Origin of the sequence: Granulicella aggregans, assembly GCF_025685565.1 — a bacterium.
In the GTDB taxonomy this organism is placed as follows: Bacteria; Acidobacteriota; Terriglobia; order Terriglobales; family Acidobacteriaceae; genus Edaphobacter; species Edaphobacter aggregans_B.
The window spans coordinates 2,162,502-2,185,053 of the sequence record NZ_JAGSYE010000001.1 but is presented as its reverse complement, the minus strand read 5'-3'; the positions used below and the strand labels follow the sequence as shown (position 1 = coordinate 2,185,053).

14 protein-coding genes are annotated in these 22,552 nt (G+C 57.0%); 11 read left to right on the top strand and 3 right to left on the bottom strand.

Annotation, left to right across the window (positions count from 1 at the left end):
* Positions 1-11: 11 nt before the first annotated feature.
* Positions 12-3,380: a carboxypeptidase regulatory-like domain-containing protein gene (locus OHL18_RS08695; RefSeq protein ID WP_263374415.1), complete on the bottom strand. Its 3,369-nt coding sequence runs from the start codon at positions 3,378-3,380 to the stop codon at positions 12-14.
* Between the two features lie 1,119 nt (positions 3,381-4,499).
* Between OHL18_RS08695 and OHL18_RS08690 the strand changes: the two genes are divergently transcribed.
* The 4 genes from OHL18_RS08690 (at position 4,500) to OHL18_RS08675 (ending at position 8,495) form a co-directional block, all read left to right on the top strand.
* Positions 4,500-5,681 carry a hypothetical protein gene (locus OHL18_RS08690; protein ID WP_263374414.1) on the top strand — a complete coding sequence of 394 codons (1,182 nt, stop codon included), beginning with the start codon at positions 4,500-4,502 and terminating at the stop codon, positions 5,679-5,681.
* Positions 5,682-6,145: 464 nt separating this feature from the next.
* Complete coding sequence (locus OHL18_RS08685; protein ID WP_263374413.1) at positions 6,146-6,586, top strand: rhodanese-like domain-containing protein; 441 nt, start codon at positions 6,146-6,148, stop codon at positions 6,584-6,586.
* Positions 6,587-6,609: 23 nt separating this feature from the next.
* Positions 6,610-7,080: a GlcG/HbpS family heme-binding protein gene (locus tag OHL18_RS08680; RefSeq protein ID WP_263374412.1), complete on the top strand. Its 471-nt coding sequence runs from the start codon at positions 6,610-6,612 to the stop codon at positions 7,078-7,080.
* 47 nt (positions 7,081-7,127) lie between these two features.
* Positions 7,128-8,495: an arylsulfatase gene (locus OHL18_RS08675; protein WP_263374411.1), complete on the top strand. Its 1,368-nt coding sequence runs from the start codon at positions 7,128-7,130 to the stop codon at positions 8,493-8,495.
* Here OHL18_RS08675 and OHL18_RS08670 read toward each other — a convergent pair.
* A complete protein-coding gene (locus OHL18_RS08670; protein ID WP_263374627.1) occupies positions 8,492-8,779 on the bottom strand; it encodes a hypothetical protein in 288 nt (95 codons plus the stop codon). The two genes, OHL18_RS08675 and OHL18_RS08670, sit on opposite strands and share 4 nt — an antisense overlap.
* On the opposite strand from OHL18_RS08670, the gene OHL18_RS08665 reads away from it, so the two are divergent.
* The gene (locus tag OHL18_RS08665; RefSeq protein WP_263374616.1) at positions 8,745-10,256 is read left to right on the top strand and encodes a sulfatase; all 1,512 of its coding nucleotides are present in this window, start codon (positions 8,745-8,747) and stop codon (positions 10,254-10,256) included. The two genes, OHL18_RS08670 and OHL18_RS08665, sit on opposite strands and share 35 nt — an antisense overlap.
* Before the next feature lie 34 nt (positions 10,257-10,290).
* Here OHL18_RS08665 and OHL18_RS08660 read toward each other — a convergent pair whose 3' ends face one another.
* Entirely contained in the window at positions 10,291-11,712 is a 1,422-nt protein-coding gene (locus OHL18_RS08660; protein ID WP_263374410.1) for a sulfatase family protein, read from the bottom strand.
* An 853-nt stretch (positions 11,713-12,565) separates the two neighbouring features.
* Between OHL18_RS08660 and OHL18_RS08655 the strand changes: the two genes are divergently transcribed.
* The 6 genes from OHL18_RS08655 (at position 12,566) to OHL18_RS08630 (ending at position 22,365) form a co-directional block, all read left to right on the top strand.
* Positions 12,566-14,077: a lanthionine synthetase LanC family protein gene (locus tag OHL18_RS08655; RefSeq protein WP_263374409.1), complete on the top strand. Its 1,512-nt coding sequence runs from the start codon at positions 12,566-12,568 to the stop codon at positions 14,075-14,077.
* 49 nt (positions 14,078-14,126) lie between these two features.
* Entirely contained in the window at positions 14,127-14,570 is a 444-nt protein-coding gene (locus tag OHL18_RS08650) for a CHRD domain-containing protein (protein WP_263374408.1), read from the top strand.
* An 89-nt stretch (positions 14,571-14,659) separates the two neighbouring features.
* Complete coding sequence (locus tag OHL18_RS08645) at positions 14,660-15,109, top strand: c-type cytochrome (protein WP_263374407.1); 450 nt, start codon at positions 14,660-14,662, stop codon at positions 15,107-15,109.
* Positions 15,110-16,112: 1,003 nt separating this feature from the next.
* The gene (locus OHL18_RS08640; RefSeq protein ID WP_263374406.1) at positions 16,113-17,486 is read left to right on the top strand and encodes a hypothetical protein; all 1,374 of its coding nucleotides are present in this window, start codon (positions 16,113-16,115) and stop codon (positions 17,484-17,486) included.
* A gap of 35 nt (positions 17,487-17,521) precedes the next feature.
* Entirely contained in the window at positions 17,522-18,907 is a 1,386-nt protein-coding gene (locus tag OHL18_RS08635) for a TlpA family protein disulfide reductase (RefSeq protein ID WP_263374405.1), read from the top strand.
* 230 nt (positions 18,908-19,137) lie between these two features.
* On the top strand, positions 19,138-22,365 hold the full coding sequence (locus OHL18_RS08630; RefSeq protein WP_263374404.1) for a TonB-dependent receptor: 3,228 nt from the start codon (positions 19,138-19,140) through the stop codon (positions 22,363-22,365).
* Positions 22,366-22,552 lie beyond the last annotated feature (187 nt).

Here is a 22,552-nt window from a genome sequence, read left to right as displayed (position 1 = left end):
GCGGCGGTTGGTTAAAAGGTGTAGTGAGCGGCCAACTGAAGGGTTCTCGATGGCGTGGTGCCGCCCTGCAGCGTATTGATCTTGCCGAAGTTGGCATTGCCGAAGGTGGTGTTCGGATTGCCCAGGTTGGCGTGATTGAACGCGTTGAACGCCTCAAGGCGGAACTCGACTCCTTGCTGCTCGTGGAGCGCAACCCGCTTCAACAACGTAAAGTCTGAGGTGACCAAAGCAGGACCGCGACCGAAGGTACGGGGAGCGTTCCCGAAGGTGTACTGCGCGTTCTGGGTGAAAGCCGAAGTATTGAACCACTCGGCGATCTTCTGCGCCCGCGGTCGCGACGACCCCAGGCTGTTGGGATCGCCAGCCAGGTTCGGTCGAACTCCATCGGAGTAGGATCCCGTGTTGTTCGTAGCGTCGATCACGCTCAGCGCGGTACCCGAGTGGATTTCCGCAAGCCCGCTTACAGACCATCCGCCGACAGTCTCATCGAGCCAGCGCGAGCTCACATTCACCAGCTTGCCTTTGCCAATCGGCAGTTCCAGCAATCCATTCGCGATCAGGCGGTTCCGCACATCGTTGCCCGAAAGGCCCCAGCGATCCTGCGGATTGTAGTAGTCCGTGTAGGTGTTCGTTCCTGGATATCCAGCAAGTTCGCTGCGCGAGGTCTGATTGTCCAGAAACTTCGAGTACGTATAGTTCACCTGGTACTGGAAGCCCTTGTTGTATCTCTTCTGCACACCGAAGTTCACGCCGTTGTACTTCGACGCTCCAATGTCCGGGTAAAGATTCTGCACATTGCTGAACTGAGGAAAAGGCCGAAGAACCTGCGTGCCTGATGCTTTGTAGGCCGCTGGATTCGCTGCCAGCAGTGCAAGGTTCGCGGGCGTGATCTGATTGATTCCCTCGGCCGATGGACTTGGCAGATGGTGACCGAACGTCCCCAGGTAGCCAATGTCCACCAGCAGGTTGCCGCCGAAGTCATGCTGTACGTCGAGGTTCGCCTGGTAGAAGTATCCCGTCAGCCGGTGCGGCGCGATGAACTGCGGCGCGATATACGCCTTCCCACCCACCGGGACTGCGCCGTATCCTGGCGTCAGTTGCGCCGTGGTTGGGAATGCAGCCAGCCCTGTCCCCGCTGTCGCATTGTCCTTCAACAGAAACGCCGGTGTTCCTGCGCCCGAGTTGGGCGAGGAGATCGTCACCGCGTTCGAAAAGCCCGTGTTCAGCACAATCGGCGTCGCCTGGTCGTACTCGCCCGGATACAGCACGCCCGCGCCGCCACGCACCACGCTGTGCTCTCGCGGCGTATAGGCGAAGCCGAAACGCGGCCCAAACAAGGCGTCATCGAAGTTGTTCGCGTACTTGCTCTGGCCGTTGATGCCCGCGAATGTAATTACGCCCGGCGTGCTTGACACAGGATTGATCTCCGTCGCGTTGAAGCCGTTCTGGCGATTGTTGCTCAGATAACGCGGCGAATCGAGGTCCCAGCGCAGCCCATAGTTCAACGTCAGCCGACTATTCACATGCCAGTTGTCCTGCGCGTAAATCCCGATGCTCCAGGCATCGGAGTGAAGGTACTCTGTCTCCTGCCGGCTCGCCGTATTTACGCGGCCCAGAAGAAGACTTGCGAGACTTCCGGCTGCCGTGTTCGTGCTGATACCCGTGTTGGTGAAGGTGAAGAAGCCTCCGCCAGAGGGCGAGTAAAGATCGCCGTCGGCTGAGGTGCGATAGTCCACGCCGAACTTGAACTGATGATTGCCCCGCTGCCACGAGAGATTGTCCGTATATTCGTTGCTGATGATTGGCGTCTGCAGCCTCTGCTGCTGCGAGTTATTGCCAATCGCCGCAAGCCCGTTGACCGTCACGCCAGGGAAGAAGGTGGGGTTCGTTCCCGGCAGCGCAAGCTGCGTCGCCGCTGCAGAGTTCACTCCATGGCTGATTGAGAGCGACTGCCGACGCGTAAAGGTGACTCGAGCCTCGTTCAACAGCGACACATTGAAAGTGTGTATATAGGTTCCTGACGGGTTGTAGTAGTAGTTATGCGACAAAACGCCATAGACGTCCGTCCCTGGCGTCGGGAAGACATCGGCGATATTCTCATGGTCTGGCTGCGCGAGAAAACGGCCATAGACCGAATTCTTCCCGTTGAACGTGTGGTCGATACGCGCGACGTAGTCGTTGTACAGCTCTGGCTCTGGGTCGTTCGCGTAGTAGTTATTGCTGTTGATCGCAGCGCCCGGAACATTGGGCAATGGATAGTACGAGGCCAGCGCTACGCCATAAGGATCGAGTTCCGACTGAGGCAGCACATTCAAGACTCCGTTGCTGATCGCCTGCACGCCGGTATTGGGATCGATGATCGGCGTCGAGATCGCCGAAAAGTCACCGGTACGCTCTGCCGCGGTCGGAACGCTGATATTGACCGCATTGTTGACCGTCTCTACCTTGCCTTCGTAGCTGAAGAAGAAGAAGGTCTTATCTTTTCTGACAGGACCGCCGATGCTTGCGCCAAAGAGCTTATACTGCAGCGGAGCATTGACCGTCTTGCCGGTTAACGGATTGGTGGGAGCGAATGCTGGTATCGCCTGCAGGTTCTGGCTGCGGTAGTAGATATAACCACTTCCGTGATAACTATTCGTCCCCGACTTTGTTGTCATCTGAATGACTCCCCCGCCGGAACGCCCCAGGTCTGCCGTGTAGTTGCTCACGCTCAGGCTGAACTCCTGCAGCGAGTCGATGGGCAGGTCGAACATCTGAGTCGGCACGCCCTGCAATAGATTCTGTGTGGTTCCGCCGTCTACCGTGTAGTTTGCATTGTTGCCCCGGCCGCCAGCGACCGCGAAGTACGAGCCGGATCCAGTACCGCCGCCGACAACGAAGCCATTCAACCGCTGTAGCTGCGTCGCGCGCCGATCCACCAGCGGATAGTTCGTGATCGTTTTGTTCTCGATCGTGTCCGTGACCGACGATGTCGCTGTATCCAGGATCGCAGCATCCGTCTGCACATCGATGTGCTCTTCGACCTGCCCTGGCTTGACGACAAAATTCACCGGAGTCGTTTGCCCCGTAAAGATTTCGATTCCAGACTTGACCTGTGGACTGAATCCGTCCTTTTCGACCTTCACATCGTAGTGACCGGGAAGAAGGACCGGGAAGGAGAAAAATCCGGAGTTGTCGGTCTTTGCCTCATGCACGTCCCCGGTCTCGGTGCGGGTCACCGTCACTCTTACATCGGAAACCTGCGCCTTCTGGCTGTCCTGCACGGAGCCCGAGATCGCGGCGCTATTCTGCGCGTCTGCTCGAAGAGCTCCAATCACAAGGGTGAGGACAAACAAAAGCCGCGCAAGCCTCCGCCGCTTGAAAAATAATGGATGAGTCATAATTGGCTCCTAAGTCACACGTTGTTCCAGGAAAGTAAAAAGCCCACGAGATGGATCTCGTGGGCTCTAGAGCCGGCAATGTTGATCTGAGGGTCAACACAATGCGGCGATAGATTTTGACGAGATTGCGCATAGTCGCGCTGAAGCGATGGAGGTCGGACAACAGTTCTGGCAGTACGTGCGGATCATCAATTGCTCTGGGACACCATATGGCTGGATATCAAGACTATGAGGATTCGGTGGCGGCTGAAGCGTTGCTCATCGACGAGGTGCTGCCAATAAAAACCACCAGGATGACTGGTGGGCGGCTGCTGTCTGACGGCTATCTCAATCAGGAGAATTCAGCGGCAGTGCCCACAACATATTCCGGCGCGGCGCAGACAACAGGCCGAGCAACAGAGACACGTAGATAGGGCGGCACACAGCATGGGAATTCCTGTGAAGACTTGAGTGGCTTACCGAAGCGTAGAGCGACCAGCGAAATATGTCAACACCTTCTCTGGGAACAGACTTTTTCTCATCGCTCAAGAAGAGATGACCTTGACCATTTTTGATGAGTCTTCAGACTTGATGGAAGTCGTTACAGAAAGCCCATTCGAACCTGTAAATGGAAGCCGGAGCACAAGCAGAGCTTCTGTTCCGGTTAGTTCATCTACGGACAGTCGCGCGTCCTAATGAAACCTGCGCGCGGCGGCTTTCAGTTTGCGCAAAGACAGCCCTCAAACCTGGCTATGAAGCAATCGATTGATAAACATCGGTACGAATCGACTAGCATTGAGCCAATGCTATCTACGCACTTCAACGTCACAGCGAGCCGTCCCGGGTGTAGCCATTCAAGACACTCGGATGCCAGGCTGCGTTGTTGTTACCTGACCCAAGCTTAGACACTCCAAAGCGTCCCCCACACAATTGTTTTGCATGCATCTTGCCCCAGGAGGCTTCTTGAAGCCCTGTCTATTGCTTCGTGCATCTCGTTGGCTCTTTCTATGGCTGGCTCTCCCGCTCGTGAGCGCTATCCCCGCGTACGGACAACATGAAGCGAGCCGACGAGCGTGGAGCCACTCCGCCGCGCCAACCGGCGAGGATCAGGCCAAGCTGGAGCGCCACGCGATACGTCTCTTGGCCAGACCTGATCTTCAGCAGGAGCTGCAATCGCTCGAGACCAAGTGGAAGGAACGATGGCCTAATTTACTTCCTTCTACTTTGAAGCAGGCTCACTCTTCCATCGAAGAACTGGCGTTTCTCGTGGCGCTCGAAACGATCGACGGCGACCCAAGGCGTCCGCATGTGGTGCAAGTCTCCATGCCTCCTCACACATGGTTCGGCACGGATGTCCCCGGAGGAAGATGGGGCATCGATAATCCAGACACGCAGTACTTCCTTGTGCCCTTAGAGGCCAGCTCCAGCTATGTCATCACCGGGAGGCGCCACGCCCCAGGCCCCATCGATTCGAATTATTCCTTCAGCGACCTCGATGGCTGGCGCACCCTCGCGAATATCGCGCATGATCAGCTTCAGGTTGCTCCCGACGGCTCGTATACGATCACCCTCGACAGCTCACCAGCCAATGGAAGACCGAACCACATCCAGCTAACCGAAGGCGGAGACTCGCTGCTCATTCGCAATACTCTAGCGGATTGGAGCAGAGAAGGCGCCGACAACCTGGAAGTCAAACGCCTCTCAGGGCCGCCCCCTGATGCTGAGCCAACGGACGATGTTCTTGAACATGCCTTTGTCACCAGACTTCGCACGCTGCTCGACCACGTCATCGCAAACCTTCAAGCGCCCGTCTTCAAGGTGCCCGTGAACGTTCTGCCCCAACCCGGCAAGCCCGGCGACAAGGCAGGCTTCCTCGTCACACAACGCAATGCGCTAGGGCACTTCCGCCTGCAGGAAGACGAGGCGTTAGTGGTAACCCTTAACCCCGGCGGCGCTGGTTACACTACTCTTCCGATCACCAATGTCTGGGGTGTATCGCCAGCTTACTGGGAACATCAAAGCAGCTTGAACAATCACCAGGCCTTCAAGAATACCGATGGAACGATCACGCTCGTGGTCTCGGCCTTCGATCCTGGCATCGCAAACTGGGTAGACACGGCGGGCCTGGAGGAAGGGTTCATCATGCTGCGCTGGCAGCGCCTGCACCAATTGGACGAAGATCCCGAAGTCCACTCCGTCCTGGTCAAGCGTGCGGACATTGCTGCGCACCTTCCAAGCGGAATCGTCTTGTGCAGTCCACGTGAGCGGGCCGCGCAGCTGAAAAAAAGAAGAGCCGCATTCCAGCGCAGGTTCCAAGAGTGAAGTTGTATCACTCTCTCCGAGTAGTGCAGATAAGAATTAATGTCGGAACTTCAGGAGGCTTTGCCCGCCATCCGACTATTTGCTTCCAACGATTGACAGCGGACAATCGTCCCCTCTTGACAGGACTTATCGCGTATGGGTAAATCAATTTAGTCATGGCATCTTTCGTCCAACAAGATCTAATAGCGACGAGCACGCGCGTTCCGTTTCCTCCCCGGACTAATGCTCGCCAGTATTGTTGTTGACACTGGCCCCTCCCCTATCAAAGGTGCATAGCCTGTAGCTCCCGTCGCTTAATACAACGTCCGTATACGCATATCGCTGTGATGCGCCTCGCGCATCCTGCTAAGACGACTGTGATCACAGTCTCCACCGCAAGAGGCGCAGTCCCGTCTTCGCCTATCTCGATACGGACGATACGTTCAGAGTTCACACCAGTCTCTAAACCAATATTGGAGCGAAGCATGAAAAGAATCATCCTCGCCGCCCTGCTCTCCACGACGGCCTTCGCGCAGCAGGCACCTGTAGTCCAACACGCCGCGTCTATCGAATCCAAGGCGAAGAAGCTTACACGTGCAGAGTTTGACACACTGCTTCAGCACCCCGATCACCTTCTCCTGATCGATGTCCGCAGGCCAGACGAGATATCGGCCATTGGCGGCTTCGCAGTCTATCTGAACGTCCAGATTGCCGACCTCAAGAATCATCTCGATGAGATTCCCAGGGACAAGGTCATCGTCACCATCTCCAATCATGCAGCCCGCGCCGGCGTAGCCGCAGACCTGCTTGCAGGCCACGGCTTCAACGTAGCCGGAGCCATCGGTGTCCAGACCTACGAAGCGGAGGGCGGCGCCGTGCAAAAGTTCCCCGCGCCGCAACATATCACGACAGGAGCAGCCCAGTAATGAGAGCAAGCTTGAAGTCATTTATGATTCTCTCCGCTATGTTGACCTCATCTTCGGCACTTTCCATGGCCCAGGGCGTCATCGCACAAAAGACCTTGACCACGGAAGGCGCCCTGTCGATCGCACATGCGGCACTCGATAAATGCCATGCGGATGGCTACCACGTCAGTCTTACAATTCTCGACTCCAGCGGCCTCATTAAGTTCCAACTCCGGGGCGATGGGACTGGTCCTCATACGCTTGAGCACAGTCGTCGCAAGGCATATACCGCTCTTACGTTCAAGCGAACCTCGGCTGAGACAGCCAAAGCCTGGGCCGCCTCCCCCACGCCACCGCCTCTCATCGAAGGGACGGTCGGAGCCGCCGGCGGAGTGCCCATTCGTGTCGACAACGACGTGATCGGCGCCATCGGTGTCAGTGGTGCCCCGGGTGGCGAGAAGGATGAGGTCTGTGCGAGCGCCGGCATCGCCAAGCTTCTTGAGTCGGCGAAGTGATGTGTAGTTCTCAGGATCAAAGCCGTCGCAGCTTCCTTTGGTCCGCAATGGCTGCGGTAGCGTCCACCGTTGTCAGTCCGTTAGCCCAAGCGGGCGCGACGGGCAGTCGTCGCAAGCCGAACATCATCTTCATCCTTGCGGACGACATGGGCTACGGGGACACCAGCGTCTATGGCCAGAAGAAGTTCAAGACTCCCCATATCGACAGGCTCGCGGCTGAAGGTGTGCGCTTCACGCAGGCTTACGCGGGAGCCCCGGTCTGCGCTCCCTCTCGCAGCGTCCTGATGACAGGGTTGAACACAGGACATACTCGCGTGCGCGACAACTTTGCCCTTGCGGGCGGGAAGGTTGGATTCAAAGGAAAGGAAGAGATTCGTCGCGCCAGCCTCACCGATGCAGACCATACCGTGGCTGAGTTCCTCGCGCAAAATAGCTACGACACAGCGCTACTCGGCAAGTGGCATCTCGACGGTTATGACCCCGCCGCCATCCCAACCCGCCATGGATTCCAGACATTCAAGGGGTGGCTCACTCAAACCGGAAGCACGCAGGGCTACTATGCCGCGCAGCGCTATCACAACACCGACCTCGTGGATGTCCCCGAAAATGCAGGCGGCAAACAAGGCCGCTACGGGACCACCATCGTCACCGAGGACGCGGTCGACTACATCGCCGGCCATGCAGACAAGCCATTCTTCCTCTATGTTGCCTACGATGCGCCGCACAGCCCGTACCTCGCCCCAGACTTCGGCAGCTACGTCAACGAGCCCTGGGATGACGACGAGAAGACTTACGCGTCCATGATCGAGCATCTCGACAACGGCGTCGGCGCAATCCTCGACGCCGTGAAGTCATCGGGTCTTGACCAGGATACGGTCATCTTCTTCGCCTCCGACAATGGCCCACGCTCCGAGCCAACACCTCAACAGACGAAGGTCGTCAACTTCTTCGATTCGAACGGCATCCTCCACGGCTACAAACGCGATGTCTACGAAGGCGGCATCCGGGATCCGTTTATCGCCTGCTGGCCGGGACATATTCCTGCTGGAAGCGTCAGCGATGTGCCCATCTTCTTCGCCGACTTCATGCCCACCGCTCTCGCTCTCGCTGGAGCCCCGTCCAGACCCGGCGACGGAGTCAATCTCAAGCCATTCCTGCTCGATCCCAGGTTGAAAGGTAAAGATAGATTTCTTTACTGGGAGTTCTACGAGCCCAGCTTCGAACAGGCAGTACGATGGGGCCAATGGAAGGCTGTTCGCCATGGACGTAAAGGCCCACTCGAACTCTACAACCTGAGTCGCGACCCTTCAGAGACAATCAACGTCGCGGCGCAGCATCCAGAGATCGTCGACCGCATTGAGCGTTACATCAAGGAGACGCACACGCCCTCTCCGGAGTATCCCGACCCCGTCTAGTCATTCAGACTTGCCTGTGATTCGCGCAGCAGACTCGAAGCGATCTGACTCAAGATGAACGTTGTTAGAAGAAGTTTAGGTGCATAGATGCCAGAGAAAAGCACGAAGGTCAAATTAAGCAGACGAGCCTTTATAGCCGCCGGTACTACCGCGATGCCCTTCGCCGCAAGTGCTCTCGCTGCTCCAGCCGCCCCGTCGTCTGAAGCAGCACCAACAGTCAGCAGACGCGCAAGTAAGAAGCGCAACGTTCTGTTCATCTGTTGCGATGATCTGACACCGCGCATTGGAAGCTTCGGAGACCCAGTGGTCAAGACGCCGAATCTGGACCGCCTGGCGAAGCTTGGTGTTCGGTTCGAAAGGAACTACTGCCAGTATCCTCTGTGCGCGCCGTCCCGGACCTCGCTCATGACTGGCCTCGCACCCGACACAACGAAAGTCTGGGACCTCAATACCGATTTCCGAAAGACCGTTCCTGCAGACGTGGTCACGCTGCCGCAACTGTTCCAGAAAAACGGCTACTTCACAGCCCGCGCAGGCAAAATCTACCACTACAACAATCCCAGCGAGATTGGCACCCCGGGCTTTGATGACGCAGCAAGCTGGCAAGCATGCAGCTATCCCGCAGGCTATGACCGTACCCACGACGAAGGCCTGGTGACCTTCTACGCGTCACAGGAAAAGATATTCGCTGGCATGGCGGCCGCTCAATATAACCGTGCAGCCGCACGAACATCACATCCTGACAGCAAGTCACTCCCGTGGTCACATGGAGGCAAAGGGCCATCCGGCATTCGCATCGCGCAGGATGGCCGAACGCCAACTCTTCCGTTTTCAAAGAACGGCGATCTTGGCATTGCGATTGCCGGGCACGCCTCCGACGGTGGCGACGAAGTGATGACCGACTACATGGTGGCCGAGTCCGCCATCGCCATGATCGAAGAGCACAGAAACGATCCATGGTTCATTGCGTCGGGATTCTTCCGCCCTCATGTGCCGTTCATCGTTCCATCAAAATACTTCGACCTGTACGACCTAAGCGACATCCAGCTACCTCCCTTCGATCCTGCGGAACTGACAGCAGCACCACATCTCGCCTATCTATCATCGAACCCGAACTACGGCATGAGCGAGCAGCAACACCGTGAGGCGATCCGCGCACACTACGCCGCAATCAGCTTCGTCGATGCGCAAGTCGGGCGGCTGCTCGACGCTATCACCCGGCTTGAACTGTCGGAGAACACGACGATCGTCTTCTGGTCGGATCACGGTTTCATGGTTGGCGAGCATGGGCAATGGGAGAAGACAATGCTGTTCGACGCTTCCGTCCATGTGCCGTTATTCCTAGCGGGAGCCGGTGTCTCCGCAAAGGGAAAAGCCTGCCGAAGAACCGTTGAGCACCTCAACATCCATCCCACCTTGGCCGAACTCTGCGAGCTTGAAGGAACGCCTGGCAATCTTCACGGGCGAAGCCTGGTGCCTTTACTCTCGAACCCGGATGCGCCGTGGGAACATCCGTCGATCTCGCAGGTCGGCAGAAGAATCGGGACCGGCCCGGTCATGGGGTATTCACTGCGCACCGAGCGATACCGCTACACGATGTGGGGTGAGAACGCAGCGGAAGGAGAGGAGCTCTATGACTATGAATCCGACCCCCACGAAGTGAAGAACCTCGCGCAGAGTGCGAGTTCAGCCGACCTCAAGTCGAAGCTGCGCGACAGCCTTGAGCGTATCTCACGGTCTCGTAAGGCCAGCGGAGTTTGAGCCGGTAGTTTTACAGCTCGGCAGGCCTTGCAATCTATCGGAATGTCTTGGGCACGTACTGGCTGAGTTCCTTCGGTGACTCAGCATCTTGCGGCATGATGTGTGCCCCTGCGGGCAGCGGAATAGGGCCATCTAGGAGAGGATCGCGTGTGTCTTTCATCCACTTATCAAGCCGTTGTCGTAGATCCACAAGTGCTCCTCTAGCATCAGGCTGGTTGCTGTCGATGAGGCTTCTTTGCTCGTTTGGATCGAAGACAAGGTCGTACAACTCTTCGTGGGCGACGACCTCGGTTGCCTTCCATTGGTTCGCAAGCCAGTAGCTCTTGCTTGGCCCGTCATCGCAGTTCGGCAAAACCACCTGGTGACGATCGTCGAAGTGGCGGATGTACTTCCAGCGAGCGGTTCTTACAGAACGCTTCGGCTCGTACGCGGCGTGGTAGTTTACCTCTGCGAAGATTGCATCGTTTGTAGAGGTCTGCGTCCCAAGCAGCAGCGGCAGGAATGACCTGCCCGTAAGCCACGCCGGTTTAGGAATTTCGAGTGCATCGCAGAGAGTTGGGAACAGATCGATCTGCGATAGCAAAGCATCCGAGACCGCAGGCTTCGAAAAGACGCCCGGTCCACTGAGGATCATCGACACACCCGTTCCACTGTCGCGCAGACTGCACTTCATGTCTGGGAACGCGATCCCATGATCAGTAGTGCTGACAATGATCGTGTTCTTCCGCAGTCCGGCATCCTCGAGCGCATTCAAGATCACTCCAATCCCTTTATCGAGCACGCGCGCACTGGCGTGAAACCCTGCCATATCACGTCGTGTCTCGGAGTTGTCAGGAAGAGGCGCTGGCGGCTGTATGTAGTCGGGATTATCGACCGGCGATGGAAACTCGCGATGAGTCTCGAAAAATCCTATGTCGAGAAAGAACGGCGTCTGAGGCCGGCCCTTCAAATAATCTACTGCCGCGGGTGCCACATCTTTGGCACTCGTCGTGGCGTGCGGCAGAATTTGTTCGTAACCAATTACCTTCGGGTCGGCGGCAACATGCTGCACGCCTGCGAGGACCGAGGTATATCCATAAGTTCGCAAGGTATGCACAATATGCTGCTTGTAGTCATGCAGTCCCCAGCCCAGATGCGCCAGCCCGAGCATGCCGGAAGCATGAGCAGACTGTCCCGTCAGCAAGGCAGCCCTGCTTGGCGAACACGTCGGAGCAGCACTATGCATGTTGCGGAAGAGCACGCCCTGACGAGCAAGCCGCTGCAGATTCGGTGTGGGGACACTATGCCCATACGGTTGCAGGTATCGACCGGAGTCATGAGAGTGCAGGTAGATGATGTTGTATCGCCCGTTATCACGGGGCGTTGCGGGAGCAGGGAAGGTGCCAGCGCTGGAGGCGATGGTAGCCGCTGCCCCGGTCTTGATAAAGCCTCGTCGACTCTGTAACAAGAACTTCAAAGAACCTCTCTCCCCCAACAAATCCGCCAATCATGCTTTGCCTGCCAGTTCGATCGTGGCTACTGGATCGTATCTCGCACAAGGTGGGCATTCGCCTCATCAGCGGGCAGCGATGCAGCCACAGATTCGCTCCTGAACAACCGATGAAAGACCTCGTGGATCAGCACGAAGCTTACAACAAAAGCCACCAGCAGAGCCCGCAGAACGGGGCTGCGCGGTGAATACGACGGCCCCGGAGAGGGTGAGGTACGACTATCGGAAATCATCTAAGCTCTCTTTCTCAATCAAGCCTTAAGTAGAAAAGCCTGCTGCGCCAGAGTGGCGAGCAGGCTTCCTAGATTTCGAGATATTGCTTCGAAACTAAATATGCAGCCACGCTGCATCCTGATCGCTGGACGAACGAGCGACCGGACAACAGAACTTGAGGGCTTGAAACTTCATAAGACCACGTTAGGTTGGGACCAAGTAGAGTGTCAAGCTCAACCTTCGTGCATCTTCTATCGGATCCGCGCTGGCTTCCAGCTTGCAGGATCGATCACGCTGTTGTATCTTCGCCTAGACGCGATGTTGAATCTACTTCCAACGCGACTCACCTGTTGTCCCACTCTTGGCTAGGCCATAGCTGAAGAGGTCGCTCGTCTTTTGAGTTCGATCGTTCAGCACTTGATCCACGCGCCTTCAAGGCATTAGCTGAAAGCTTCTCGACCAGGACAACATGCTCCCACTGACTCACTTCACCCCAGAGACCCGACTCTCCTACCTCCCGCTTCATGAGTGTTGTAACGCCCTTCTCTCTTAGTTCCTTCAGAGATTGCACCGGTGGCCTGCGGGCCCCACAGCGCGGGAGATGGAAATGCATCAGAGCAGAAGCAAATTATCAAGGCGTTCGTTTCTTGCAACGGGAGCGATCACGGCCGCTATTGCGCCGACGCTTTCGGCATGGAGCGAACCCACGGGAAGAGTTGCCGCCGTACCCAGCACAAACACCGTCGACTACCTCGCAGGCGCGAACGATGCGGCGGCATGGATCCGATCAGCTCAACGAACTACACCGGAAGGACTTCGGTGGTTTCCAGAACCTGATCACCCGGAAAAGCTCACGACCATCTCTCCAATCAATGGGATCTATAGTGGCGGTGCAGGAGTGGTACTTTTCTTCCTTGAGTTGGCCGCAGCAACGGGAGACGCCAGCTACCTGGAGGACGCGAAAAAAGGTGCCGATGTGTTGGCGGCAACGTGGAATCAAGACTCGACCGCCCATGAGCGGATTCCGGGTCTGGGATTCTCGTTTTACAACGGACTTGCAGGCGTGGCGTTCGCACTGATCGAAACATGGAAGGCTACGAGCATCGTGCATTACAAACAGGCTGCCATCGCCGCGACCGAGTACATCGTCGGCTCCGCAAAGACTATTCCGAACGGCCTTGCCTGGTCCTCCGCGCCTGGCATCATCGGCGATGGCAGCGTCATCCTGTACCTTCTCTACGCCAGCGAGGCCCTGCAGGATGAGCATTATGCGAGGGCAGCCACGCGGGCTGGTGAGCGCCTGCTGTCGGCGGGGCGACCCTATCCCGGCGGTGGGCTGAGTTGGAAGGGAGTGCCATCGTCCGCGCTAGGCCTTCCCGACGAAACGTACTTCCCGAACTTCGAAATGGGAACCGCAGGCGTCGCCTATGTGCTCGCTCGGCTCTATGAGAAGACCAGCGACAAGCGCTTTCTTTACGCCGCAACGCAAGGTGCACTTCACCTACAAAACATCGCCACGCAAAAAGGTACAGGAGCTCTCATCTCCTATCGCTACCCGGATCTCCGGGAGGTCTACTACCTCGGATTCTGCCACGGTCCGGCGGGCACGGCACGGCTCTTCTACCAGCTATACAAGGTGACAGAGGATCCGTCATACCTGGACTGGACAGAGCGCCTGGCTCGCGGCGTGATCGAAAGCGAGGTTCCGGAGAATCAAACACCCGGACTCTGGAATGTCGTGTGCCAATGCTGCGGCACGGCTGGTCTCACGAGTTTCTTTCTTGGTCTTTGGGCTGCTACTGGCAAGCCTGAGTACTATGCCTATGCCAATAAGCTTGCGGAACACACGCTGAGCCATCAGACGAACTTCGACGGTAAAGGAGCGCGCTGGTATCAGGCATGGACACGCGTGAAGCCCGCTGATGTCTCGGCAGAGACCGGATACTCGATCGGGGCGGCAGGAGTCGGTGCAGCATTGATCCAGGCCTCGCTTGCTCAAAAGGGGAAATATCAGACCATCGGATTTCCAGACAATCCCTTCCCAACGAGTCGCTCGGAGTCGACGGCGGCTTCGGTGGCATACGAACAGACAGCCCCATCAGTCGTCTTTGAGCCGTAACAACAATTTTTCTTAGAAGTGCTTTGGCGTTATTTACCAGGAGGAACACTTGATCAATCTACAAAGTACGTTTCGCTCGTTGGTCGCTGCATCCGCACTGACCTTTGCCTCTCTCGCAGCACATGCCGCCATTGTGAATCTCAAGGCTGACATAAAGGGCGCTTCAGAAGTGCCTGCCAAGGACGTCGCGGGAACGGGAACGTTGACTGGCACTCTCGACACAGATACCAACGAATTCAAGTACCACATTGAGTTCAGTGGCCTGACCGGGCCTGCCGTTGCCGCGCACTTCCATGGACCGGCCGCGGAAGGCGCGAACGCCAAACCACAGCTTCCCATTAAGGTAACGCCTATCGCCAGCCCGCTCGACGGTAAAGCCACCATCACACCGGAACAGGCAAAGGACCTGCTGGATGGCAAGTGGTACTTCAACCTGCACACCAGCGCCAATCCGGGTGGTGAAGTTCGTGGCCAAATTGTGAAGTCGGAGTAGTCCAAACCGGCGCGGGCGCGCACGAACTGACTTGTCCTACGTGTGCGCCCGCTCCGACAACCACCACATCCCTGATTGAAAGGAAGGCAATGAAGACGCAGTACATAAAGGCCTTGCTGCTACTTTGTACAGCGGCTGGCCTGATTCAAAGCGCAACTTCCCAAACCATTGAAAAGCAGGCGTCTTCACCACCCGCGCCGGTGGCCATCTCCGGGGCTAATGCCAAGCCCGTAAACCTTAAAGCGCTTTCGAAAGATATCTCCGCCGAGGACCTTCGTATCTTGATGCAGAGCTACACCAAGGCGATCGGTGCTCCGTGCGGTTACTGCCACGAAGAAAACACCCAGACAAAGAAGATGGATTTCGCTTCGGATGCTAACCCCATGAAAGATACCGCTCGCCTGATGATCCGCATGACGAACGATATCAACAACCGCTATCTCGCGCAGCTAGGTGACAGGCGTTATGCGGAGCCCTTGACTTGCGGCAATTGCCACCAGGGTCATACGAGTCCGCCAACTTTCGAGCCCAAACCATAGCCTCGTCTATCTCATTCAAAGGGGAGCCGCCGCCATGCGCTTACTCTCTGCATCAGCCTTGATGTCCGCCATCCTCCTGCCCAGTTGCGTACCTGGCCATAGCCAGTTGCCCACGGATCCTGTTCAATGGCGCGTCGAAGACGGTTCCAGTCATGCCGTTCATCGCGGCACCACCAGCGCCTTGCGGATAGCTGCTCATATCAAAGAAGGCTGGCATGTCTATGGCAGCGCTCAGCTCGAAGGTGGCCCGACTCCTCTGAAAGCTTCGTTGGAGTAAAACCTCATCGCGTCCCTGAACGGGAAGATAGACGAATCAGATCCACTCAAGCTTCGCGATACAAGCTTTAATCTCGAAACCACTGTCTACAAGACAGAATTCTTCCTCAATATTCCGGTACGGCTCAAAAGCGACGCGCCTCCGGTGTCGGTGAAATCCCCGTTAGCATTCGCTATCAATCCTGTAGCGACCGTACCTGCATGCCACCTAAGACGATCCACCTTCGTATTCCGGTAAGCGTCATCACGTCGCGGTGACAAGGCCGAGAAATTGAATCGATACTTTTGCTTCTGCATCCGCCTCATTTTCGGCAACACTCGGATTGACAGTAAGTCTAGTCATCTGTATTTTCAATTTATGCGCATGCCATCCATGACACTTTGTTGTTCGCCATGCAAATTCGCTGGCGCATGGGTAGCTATTTTCGATAACTAGAAGTTGATCCTCTTGGATCCTTCGTGATATCGAAACCCGCTCGCCAGCCATGCTGGAGCGGGTTTTTCACTTGCTGCATGCCTCTTTGATGCGTGCTCACCGTAAAACTATCCTCCGGCATTTGCGAATAGAAATGCGCCGTCCCGCATTCATGGCGGTGCGTTTTCAACGAGCCTAAGGATAATTTTCGTGAGAATACTGAAGCGCTTATTAACCTTCCGGAGAACACAAACTGCAGTCCAGCGTGATCTCTCGCCTTCGCAAAGAAGCCAATACATTATCCAGGGTTTATTGGTCTGCACGTTCGCGCTCGCAGGTTGGTCCAACCTGCATGTGTACGCTCAAATTGCGGTTCGCAATCAGGGATATGTTCCGTTCAGCGAAGCCCCGATCAATTATCGGTCAGACGACCTGAGCGACCCTGTAGCGCAGCTCGAACGCCAGCTCACGGCAGGCACCAGTAGCCTAAAGTACGAGCCAGGACACGGGTACTTGAAGTCGGTATTGAAGCTGCTTAACGTTCCCGTCAACTCTCAGACTCTCGTCTTTTCTAAGACCAGCTTTCAATATAAGAAGATCTCCCCAGACCATCCGCGCGCGCTCTACTTCAGCGACGACGTTTATGTCGGCTCCGTACATGATGGAAAGGCGATCGAGATTATCTCCTTTGACCCGCAACAGGGAGCCATCTTCTATCTTCTCGACGAACACAAAGTCGATCACCCCACCTTCCAGCGCGCCGAACTCGACTGCACGCAATGCCACATTGCAGCCGGAACCCGCGGGGTACCTGGCGTTCTGCTTCGCTCCATCTACCCCACGACGACAGGCACCCAGGCTCCAGGAACGAAGTCCTTCATCATCGATCAGGAGACACCCTTCGACGAGCGCTGGGGTGGCTGGTACGTTACCGGCAAGCTCGGCGGCCGGACACACCTTGGCAATGGAGCCGTTGACGACAAGGACCTGAATGGACCGGCCGATCAGACGGACACGATGCACATCGTCTCCCTCTCTCAGCCGTTCGATAAGTCGTCCTACCTTGCACCCGACAGTGATGTCGTCGCGCACCTTGTGCTGGCTCATCAGACCCAGATGCACAATCTCATCACGCTGACGAACTACAAGACCCGCCTCGCTCTTTATGCTCAGACCAATCGCATCAAGAGCGAAGGACTCCCCACGGACACGCCTCTAGGCGACAGCGCCCGCCAGCAGTATGAGCGGCCTGCGGAGCAATTGCTGCGCTATCTGCTATTCGCGAATGAAGCGCCCTTTCCTCCCTCCGCCAAAATAGAAGGATCCTCTTCCTTCGCGAAGAAGTTCACCGCCCGCGGAGTGCGCGATGCCAAAGGCCGCTCTCTTCGCGACTTCGACCTACATACGAGAACGTTCAAGTATCCGTGCAGTTATCTCATCTATACCAGGTCGTTCGATTCCCTTCCCGACCCGGCTCGCCTGTACATTTACCACCGCCTTCTACAGGTCTTGACTGGCGAAGACCATAGCCCCGACTTCGCCAGGATCTCCGCAGCCGACCGCCAGGCGATCCTCGAAATTTTACTCGCAACCAAGCAGGGCCTCCCCGAAGAGTGGAGTACCTATGCAAAGTCCAACCGCCTGCATATAGCTGGCAGGCGCTCCGTCCCTGTTCCTCAGGGGTAAGCAGTTCACGCAGGCTCACAGAAAGGAAAAGAACGATGAGAACAGCTTTGCGGGCAGCACATATCCTCTTGATAGCCGGAAGCATCGGAGCCACCATATCCCAGGCCCCCGCCCAGAACCAGACAGGCCCAGCCGCTATTGACGGCCGTTGGGATGCCAGCCTGATCAACCATGGCAACGTGATTCCGTTTCGCCTGGATATCTCAGGCTCGGCACCGTCGTTGAAGGGTACCTTCTATGACGGATTCTTGCCTTACGACGGCACCACCAGCGCGACCTTCGCCGATGGCAAACTAACGCTCAACGTCGAACACTACCTGACCACCATCACGGCTACTCTCAAGGACGGTCAACTCGTCGGTGACGTCGTCACCCAGTCGCGCGGAGCGACCGGCGGCTATGGTTTCCAGGCCATACGTCACGTTGAGGCAACGACAGCAGCGACTGATGTTCCGAGGATATCTGGCTCATGGGAGGTCCCTCTCGAGAGTCCCACGTCCAAGGGAGAGAAGGCGTTTCGCTTCATCGTCGAACAGCGAGGAGCAGACGTTGCGGCCTCTATACTTCGCGTCGACGGGGATACTGGTGCCTACAGCGGAACATACAAGGACGGCAAGTGGCTCCTAAGTCACTATGATGGCTCCCGCCCCGGTGTTATCGAGGTGTCGGCTTTGCCCGACGGAACGCTACAGATACTTCAGAACGCCGTTCGCCCCAAGGCAGCAGCAGCCCCAGCGACAACCACTACAACGGCCACCAAGCAGTACAACGAGGAGCCATCCGACAGCCGTTATACGACGAAGCTGATTGCATATCGTCCGGAAGTAGCCCGCGCCAAGGGTCTGCCTGAACCAGAGAACTACGCAACCCACACCACCGTTCGTGACGTCAACGAGAAGTTCACCTTCAACTTCCCCGACGTCAACGGAAAGCTCGTATCGAACGATGATCCTCGCTTCAAGGGCAAGGTTGTGCTCGCCATCGTGACCGGCACCTGGTGCCCCAACTGCCACGATGAGGCACAGTATCTCGTTCAGCTCGATAAGAAGTATCGCGACAAGGGTCTCGCCATCGTCGCTCTCGACTTCGAAGAGCCCGAGGAACAGGGCAAACTCAACCGTGAACATGCTTTCGTAAAGCAGTATGGCGTTGAGTACACCTATCTGATCGCCGGCGCACCTGCTGAGTTGTGGGAGAAAGTCCCTCAAGCCGTCAATCTGAACACCTGGCCGGCGACCTTCTTCATCGGACGCGATGGCCTGGTGAAGGGTGTCCACTCAGGCTTCGCATCTCCAGCCAGCGGAGAGTTCAACGACCAGCTAAAGGCAGAGTTCACCGCCACGATTGAGAAGCTGCTCGCTGAGAACGCAACCCAACAGGCCACTCCGGCAGAAGTGGTCCACACGAAGGCAGGCGAATAAGAATCCCCTCCAACACAGATGGGCGTACTTGCTCCTCGCAGGCACGCCCATCCCCACCTCGAAATATCCAACAGTTCCACATCTGAAGAGATCGTATCTGCGCAGACAAGAGATCGCGCAGGACTTGCCACAGTCAAAGGTGGCAGGTATTGGCATGACTCGCAACATTTTCAGGAGGTAATTTAGTAATGATATTTTCTTCTCGATCATCAATCAGGTCTCTTTTGGCCATGACTACGGTCTTGATCTTGTCTGTGGCCGCAGGCGCACAGACCTTTCGAGGTTCGCTCACCGGCACCGTGGTGGACGCCTCCGACGCAGCCATCCCCAACGCGACCGTCCGGTTGACTAATCTGGCGACGAACGATGCCTCGGACATCAAGACCAACGGGACTGGAAACTTCAGCTTTCCCGAACTTCCTGTGGGCACCTACAAGCTGCTTGTCACTGCTCCGGGATTCTCGGCCCAATCGCTCGATAACATCGTCATCGAAGTCTCAAAGGTTCGCGACCAGAAGGTCCAGCTTGCCGCTGGCTCCGAAGCCACGGTAGTCGACGTGCAGGCATCGGGCGTGCAGCTCGACACCACCAATAGCCAGCTCGTCTCCGTCGTCGATCAAAAATCGGTGCAGCAGATCCCTCTCAACGGCCGCAGCTTCATGCAGTTGGTGAAACTTGCTCCTGGCATCAACCCGTATCTTGGCCAGAACACCGTAAACGGCTCGCGTACTGCAGGCATCAACTACCAGATCGACGGCGCGGACAACAACGATCCGTGGTCAAATCAGGTGGCTTCGAACCAGGGCGGTATCGCTGGTATCGCTGGCGGACTTATTCCTGTGGAAGCGATCGATCAATTCTCGCTGCAGGCAGCCGGAGAAGCAGACCAGGGCCGTAACGGCGGAGCGAACAGCAACATGGTGCTACGCACCGGTACCAACCACCTTCACGGCGACGTCTTCTACTTCGATCGGAACGAACTCTTCGCGTGGCTCAGCCCGTCCGTAGCCGTAGGTAGCCGCATCCCGGAGATCCGGAACCATCAGGGTGGCTTCACCCTGGGTGGTCCCATCTTCAAGGACAAGACGTTCTTCTTCCTTGCTGGCGAAGTGCAGATCGCGCAGGCGAATAACAGCCTCGCGGATACCGTCCTGAACGATACCTGGATCGCAGCCGGTAAGAGCCTGCTCGCAAGCCGCGGTATCGCGCAGAATCAGGTCGCGCTCAATATGTACACCCTGCTGTTTCCGGCGGTGTCGCGCGCGTCCACCGGCTACGTAAACCAGTACCAGTCGAACGGCGTGAATACGTACAACAGCTACAACGGCATCATCAAGCTCGACCACAACTTCAACGACAAATACAGCATCTCCGCACACTACCTGGGCACCACAGGCAAGCAGTCCGCGGACGTAGGCTCGCACTTCGCCGACTACTTCGAGACGGCACCGATGCACATCCACAACTTCCAGATCTCACAGACCAGCACGTTCAACAGCAAGATCGTCAACCAGGTCACAGCTGCCGCGCAATCCTTCCTGCAAAAGTTCAACGACCGCAACCAGAGCTTCAACGTGCAGGGTGACGGCCTGAATCTCGGTCTTACGGGGGTGCTGGCTACCGGCGCTCCTCAGTTCTACGTCGGATCATTCGATTACACGGGCGCAACACCGCCTCTTGGCCGCCAGGACGTCACCGGTCACATCGACGATACGCTGCACTATTCGTTAGGCCGCCACGAGCTCAAGTTCGGCGGCGAGTATCGTCACGCGAATCTGGACGTCGCGTATTACGTCAATGGTCGCGGTACGTTTAACTTTGACGGCACGCGCTACACCAACAACGGAGCGAACCCCGTAACGGATGCGGAGTGCACGGCGGCTGGGCTAGCCATCACCTCTGACAAGACAAGCCTCAACCAGTGCTCCACGGGGGTCCAGGTTGCGGACTTTGTGGCTGGCCTTACAAGAGATACTGCTTCCGGCGCAACCATCCTGCGCAATAACCCGGAGCGCGTCTACATCGTGAACACCTTTGACGTCTTTGCCGCCGACGACTTCAAGGTGAACAAGCGTCTGACCCTGAACTACGGTGTGCGCTGGAGCTACCCAGGTGCCGTCAGCGATGATCGCAACTCCATCTACAACTTCACGCCCGCACGCGGCTACTTCAAAGCCCCGCTCTACGAACGGAATCTCACCAATGTTGCTCCGCGTGTCGGCTTCGCCTTCACGCCGTTCAAGGAGCCCACTACCGTTCTTCGCGGAGGATTTGGCTGGTTCTACGATCAGCCGACGGTGGGCCAGTTCGTCTACAACAGTGTGGGCAACGGTGCCAGCGCCGGTATCTTCGGCAGCCCCGGCGATGCCAATGCTGCCATCACGGTGAATGGAGGAGCAGGATTTGTGCTCGGCCAAAGTACCTTCCCGAGCGGCGTGCAATTCGGCACGAACGGCCAGCCGACCACTTCGCTGGGTATCCTGGCCATCAATCCGAACTACCGCGCTGCCTACATGCAGAACTACAACCTGAACGTCGAGCAGCAGCTCGCCAGGAACACGCTGCTGACCGTCACCTATGCCGGCAGCGTGGGACGCCACCTCGCCTACGTAGCGGACCTGAATCAGTACCCCATCACGACCAACGCAGCAGCTCGCGTTCGTCCCTTCGCTTCGCAGTATCCCTACCTGACGGCCATCAATCAGGTGAATAGCGGGGCAAACTCAAACTACAACTCGCTGCAGGTGTCGCTGGTGCAGGCCCAGTGGCACGGACTTTCAGCCAAGGTCTACTACACCTGGTCGAGGTCGCTTGATGATTCGTCAAGCGCCACCACACCGCAGGACAGCACCAATCTTCGGAGCGACTACGGTCTGTCGACCTTCGACGTGCGCAACAACTTCACCGGCTCCGCTCGTTACACCATTCCGAAGTTCACCAACTTCGCACCTCGGCTGACTCGGGGCTACGAAATGAATGCACTCTTTGTCTTTGCCGGTGGTACGCCGGTGAACATCCTGGCTGGAACGAATACCAGCGGCTCAGGCGAAGCGAGCCGCGACCGTCCCAACCGCGTCGCCGGTGTAAAGGCCCGCATTCCGCGGGTCACCACCGCCACGACCAAGAGCCGTACTTACTCTTACCTGAACAAAGCTGCCTGGACCCCTGCGCCTTCGGGCACATTCGGCAACGAGCGTCGTGACAGCATCATCGGACCCGGCTTCGGCGACGTGGATCTGTCGTTCGTGAAGGTGACGCCTGTTACTGAGAGGATCAGCACAGAACTCCGTGCAGAGGTCTTCAACTTCGCCAACCAGTCGAACTTCGCAAATCCGAGCGGCACACTGACCAGCTCGAGCTTCGGTGTGCTCTCCGCAACCCGTTACTCGTCGTTGGCTCCGGGACTTGGCCAGGGCGAGCCGCGCAACATCCAGTTCGCCTTCAAGGTCAGCTTCTGACGCCTTCGAACACGCAAACCGCAAAGGCCGGAAGCGCAAGCTTCCGGCCTTTGCTTATCTCCACGAACGCTTGCGTGGAAGCACAACACAAAGCATGCGACTTTACCCAATGCCCGCACGTATCAAGAGCTACCGGCTCATCCCATTCAACTCTACGAAACTCCGAGAAAGATCTCGTCCATGACTG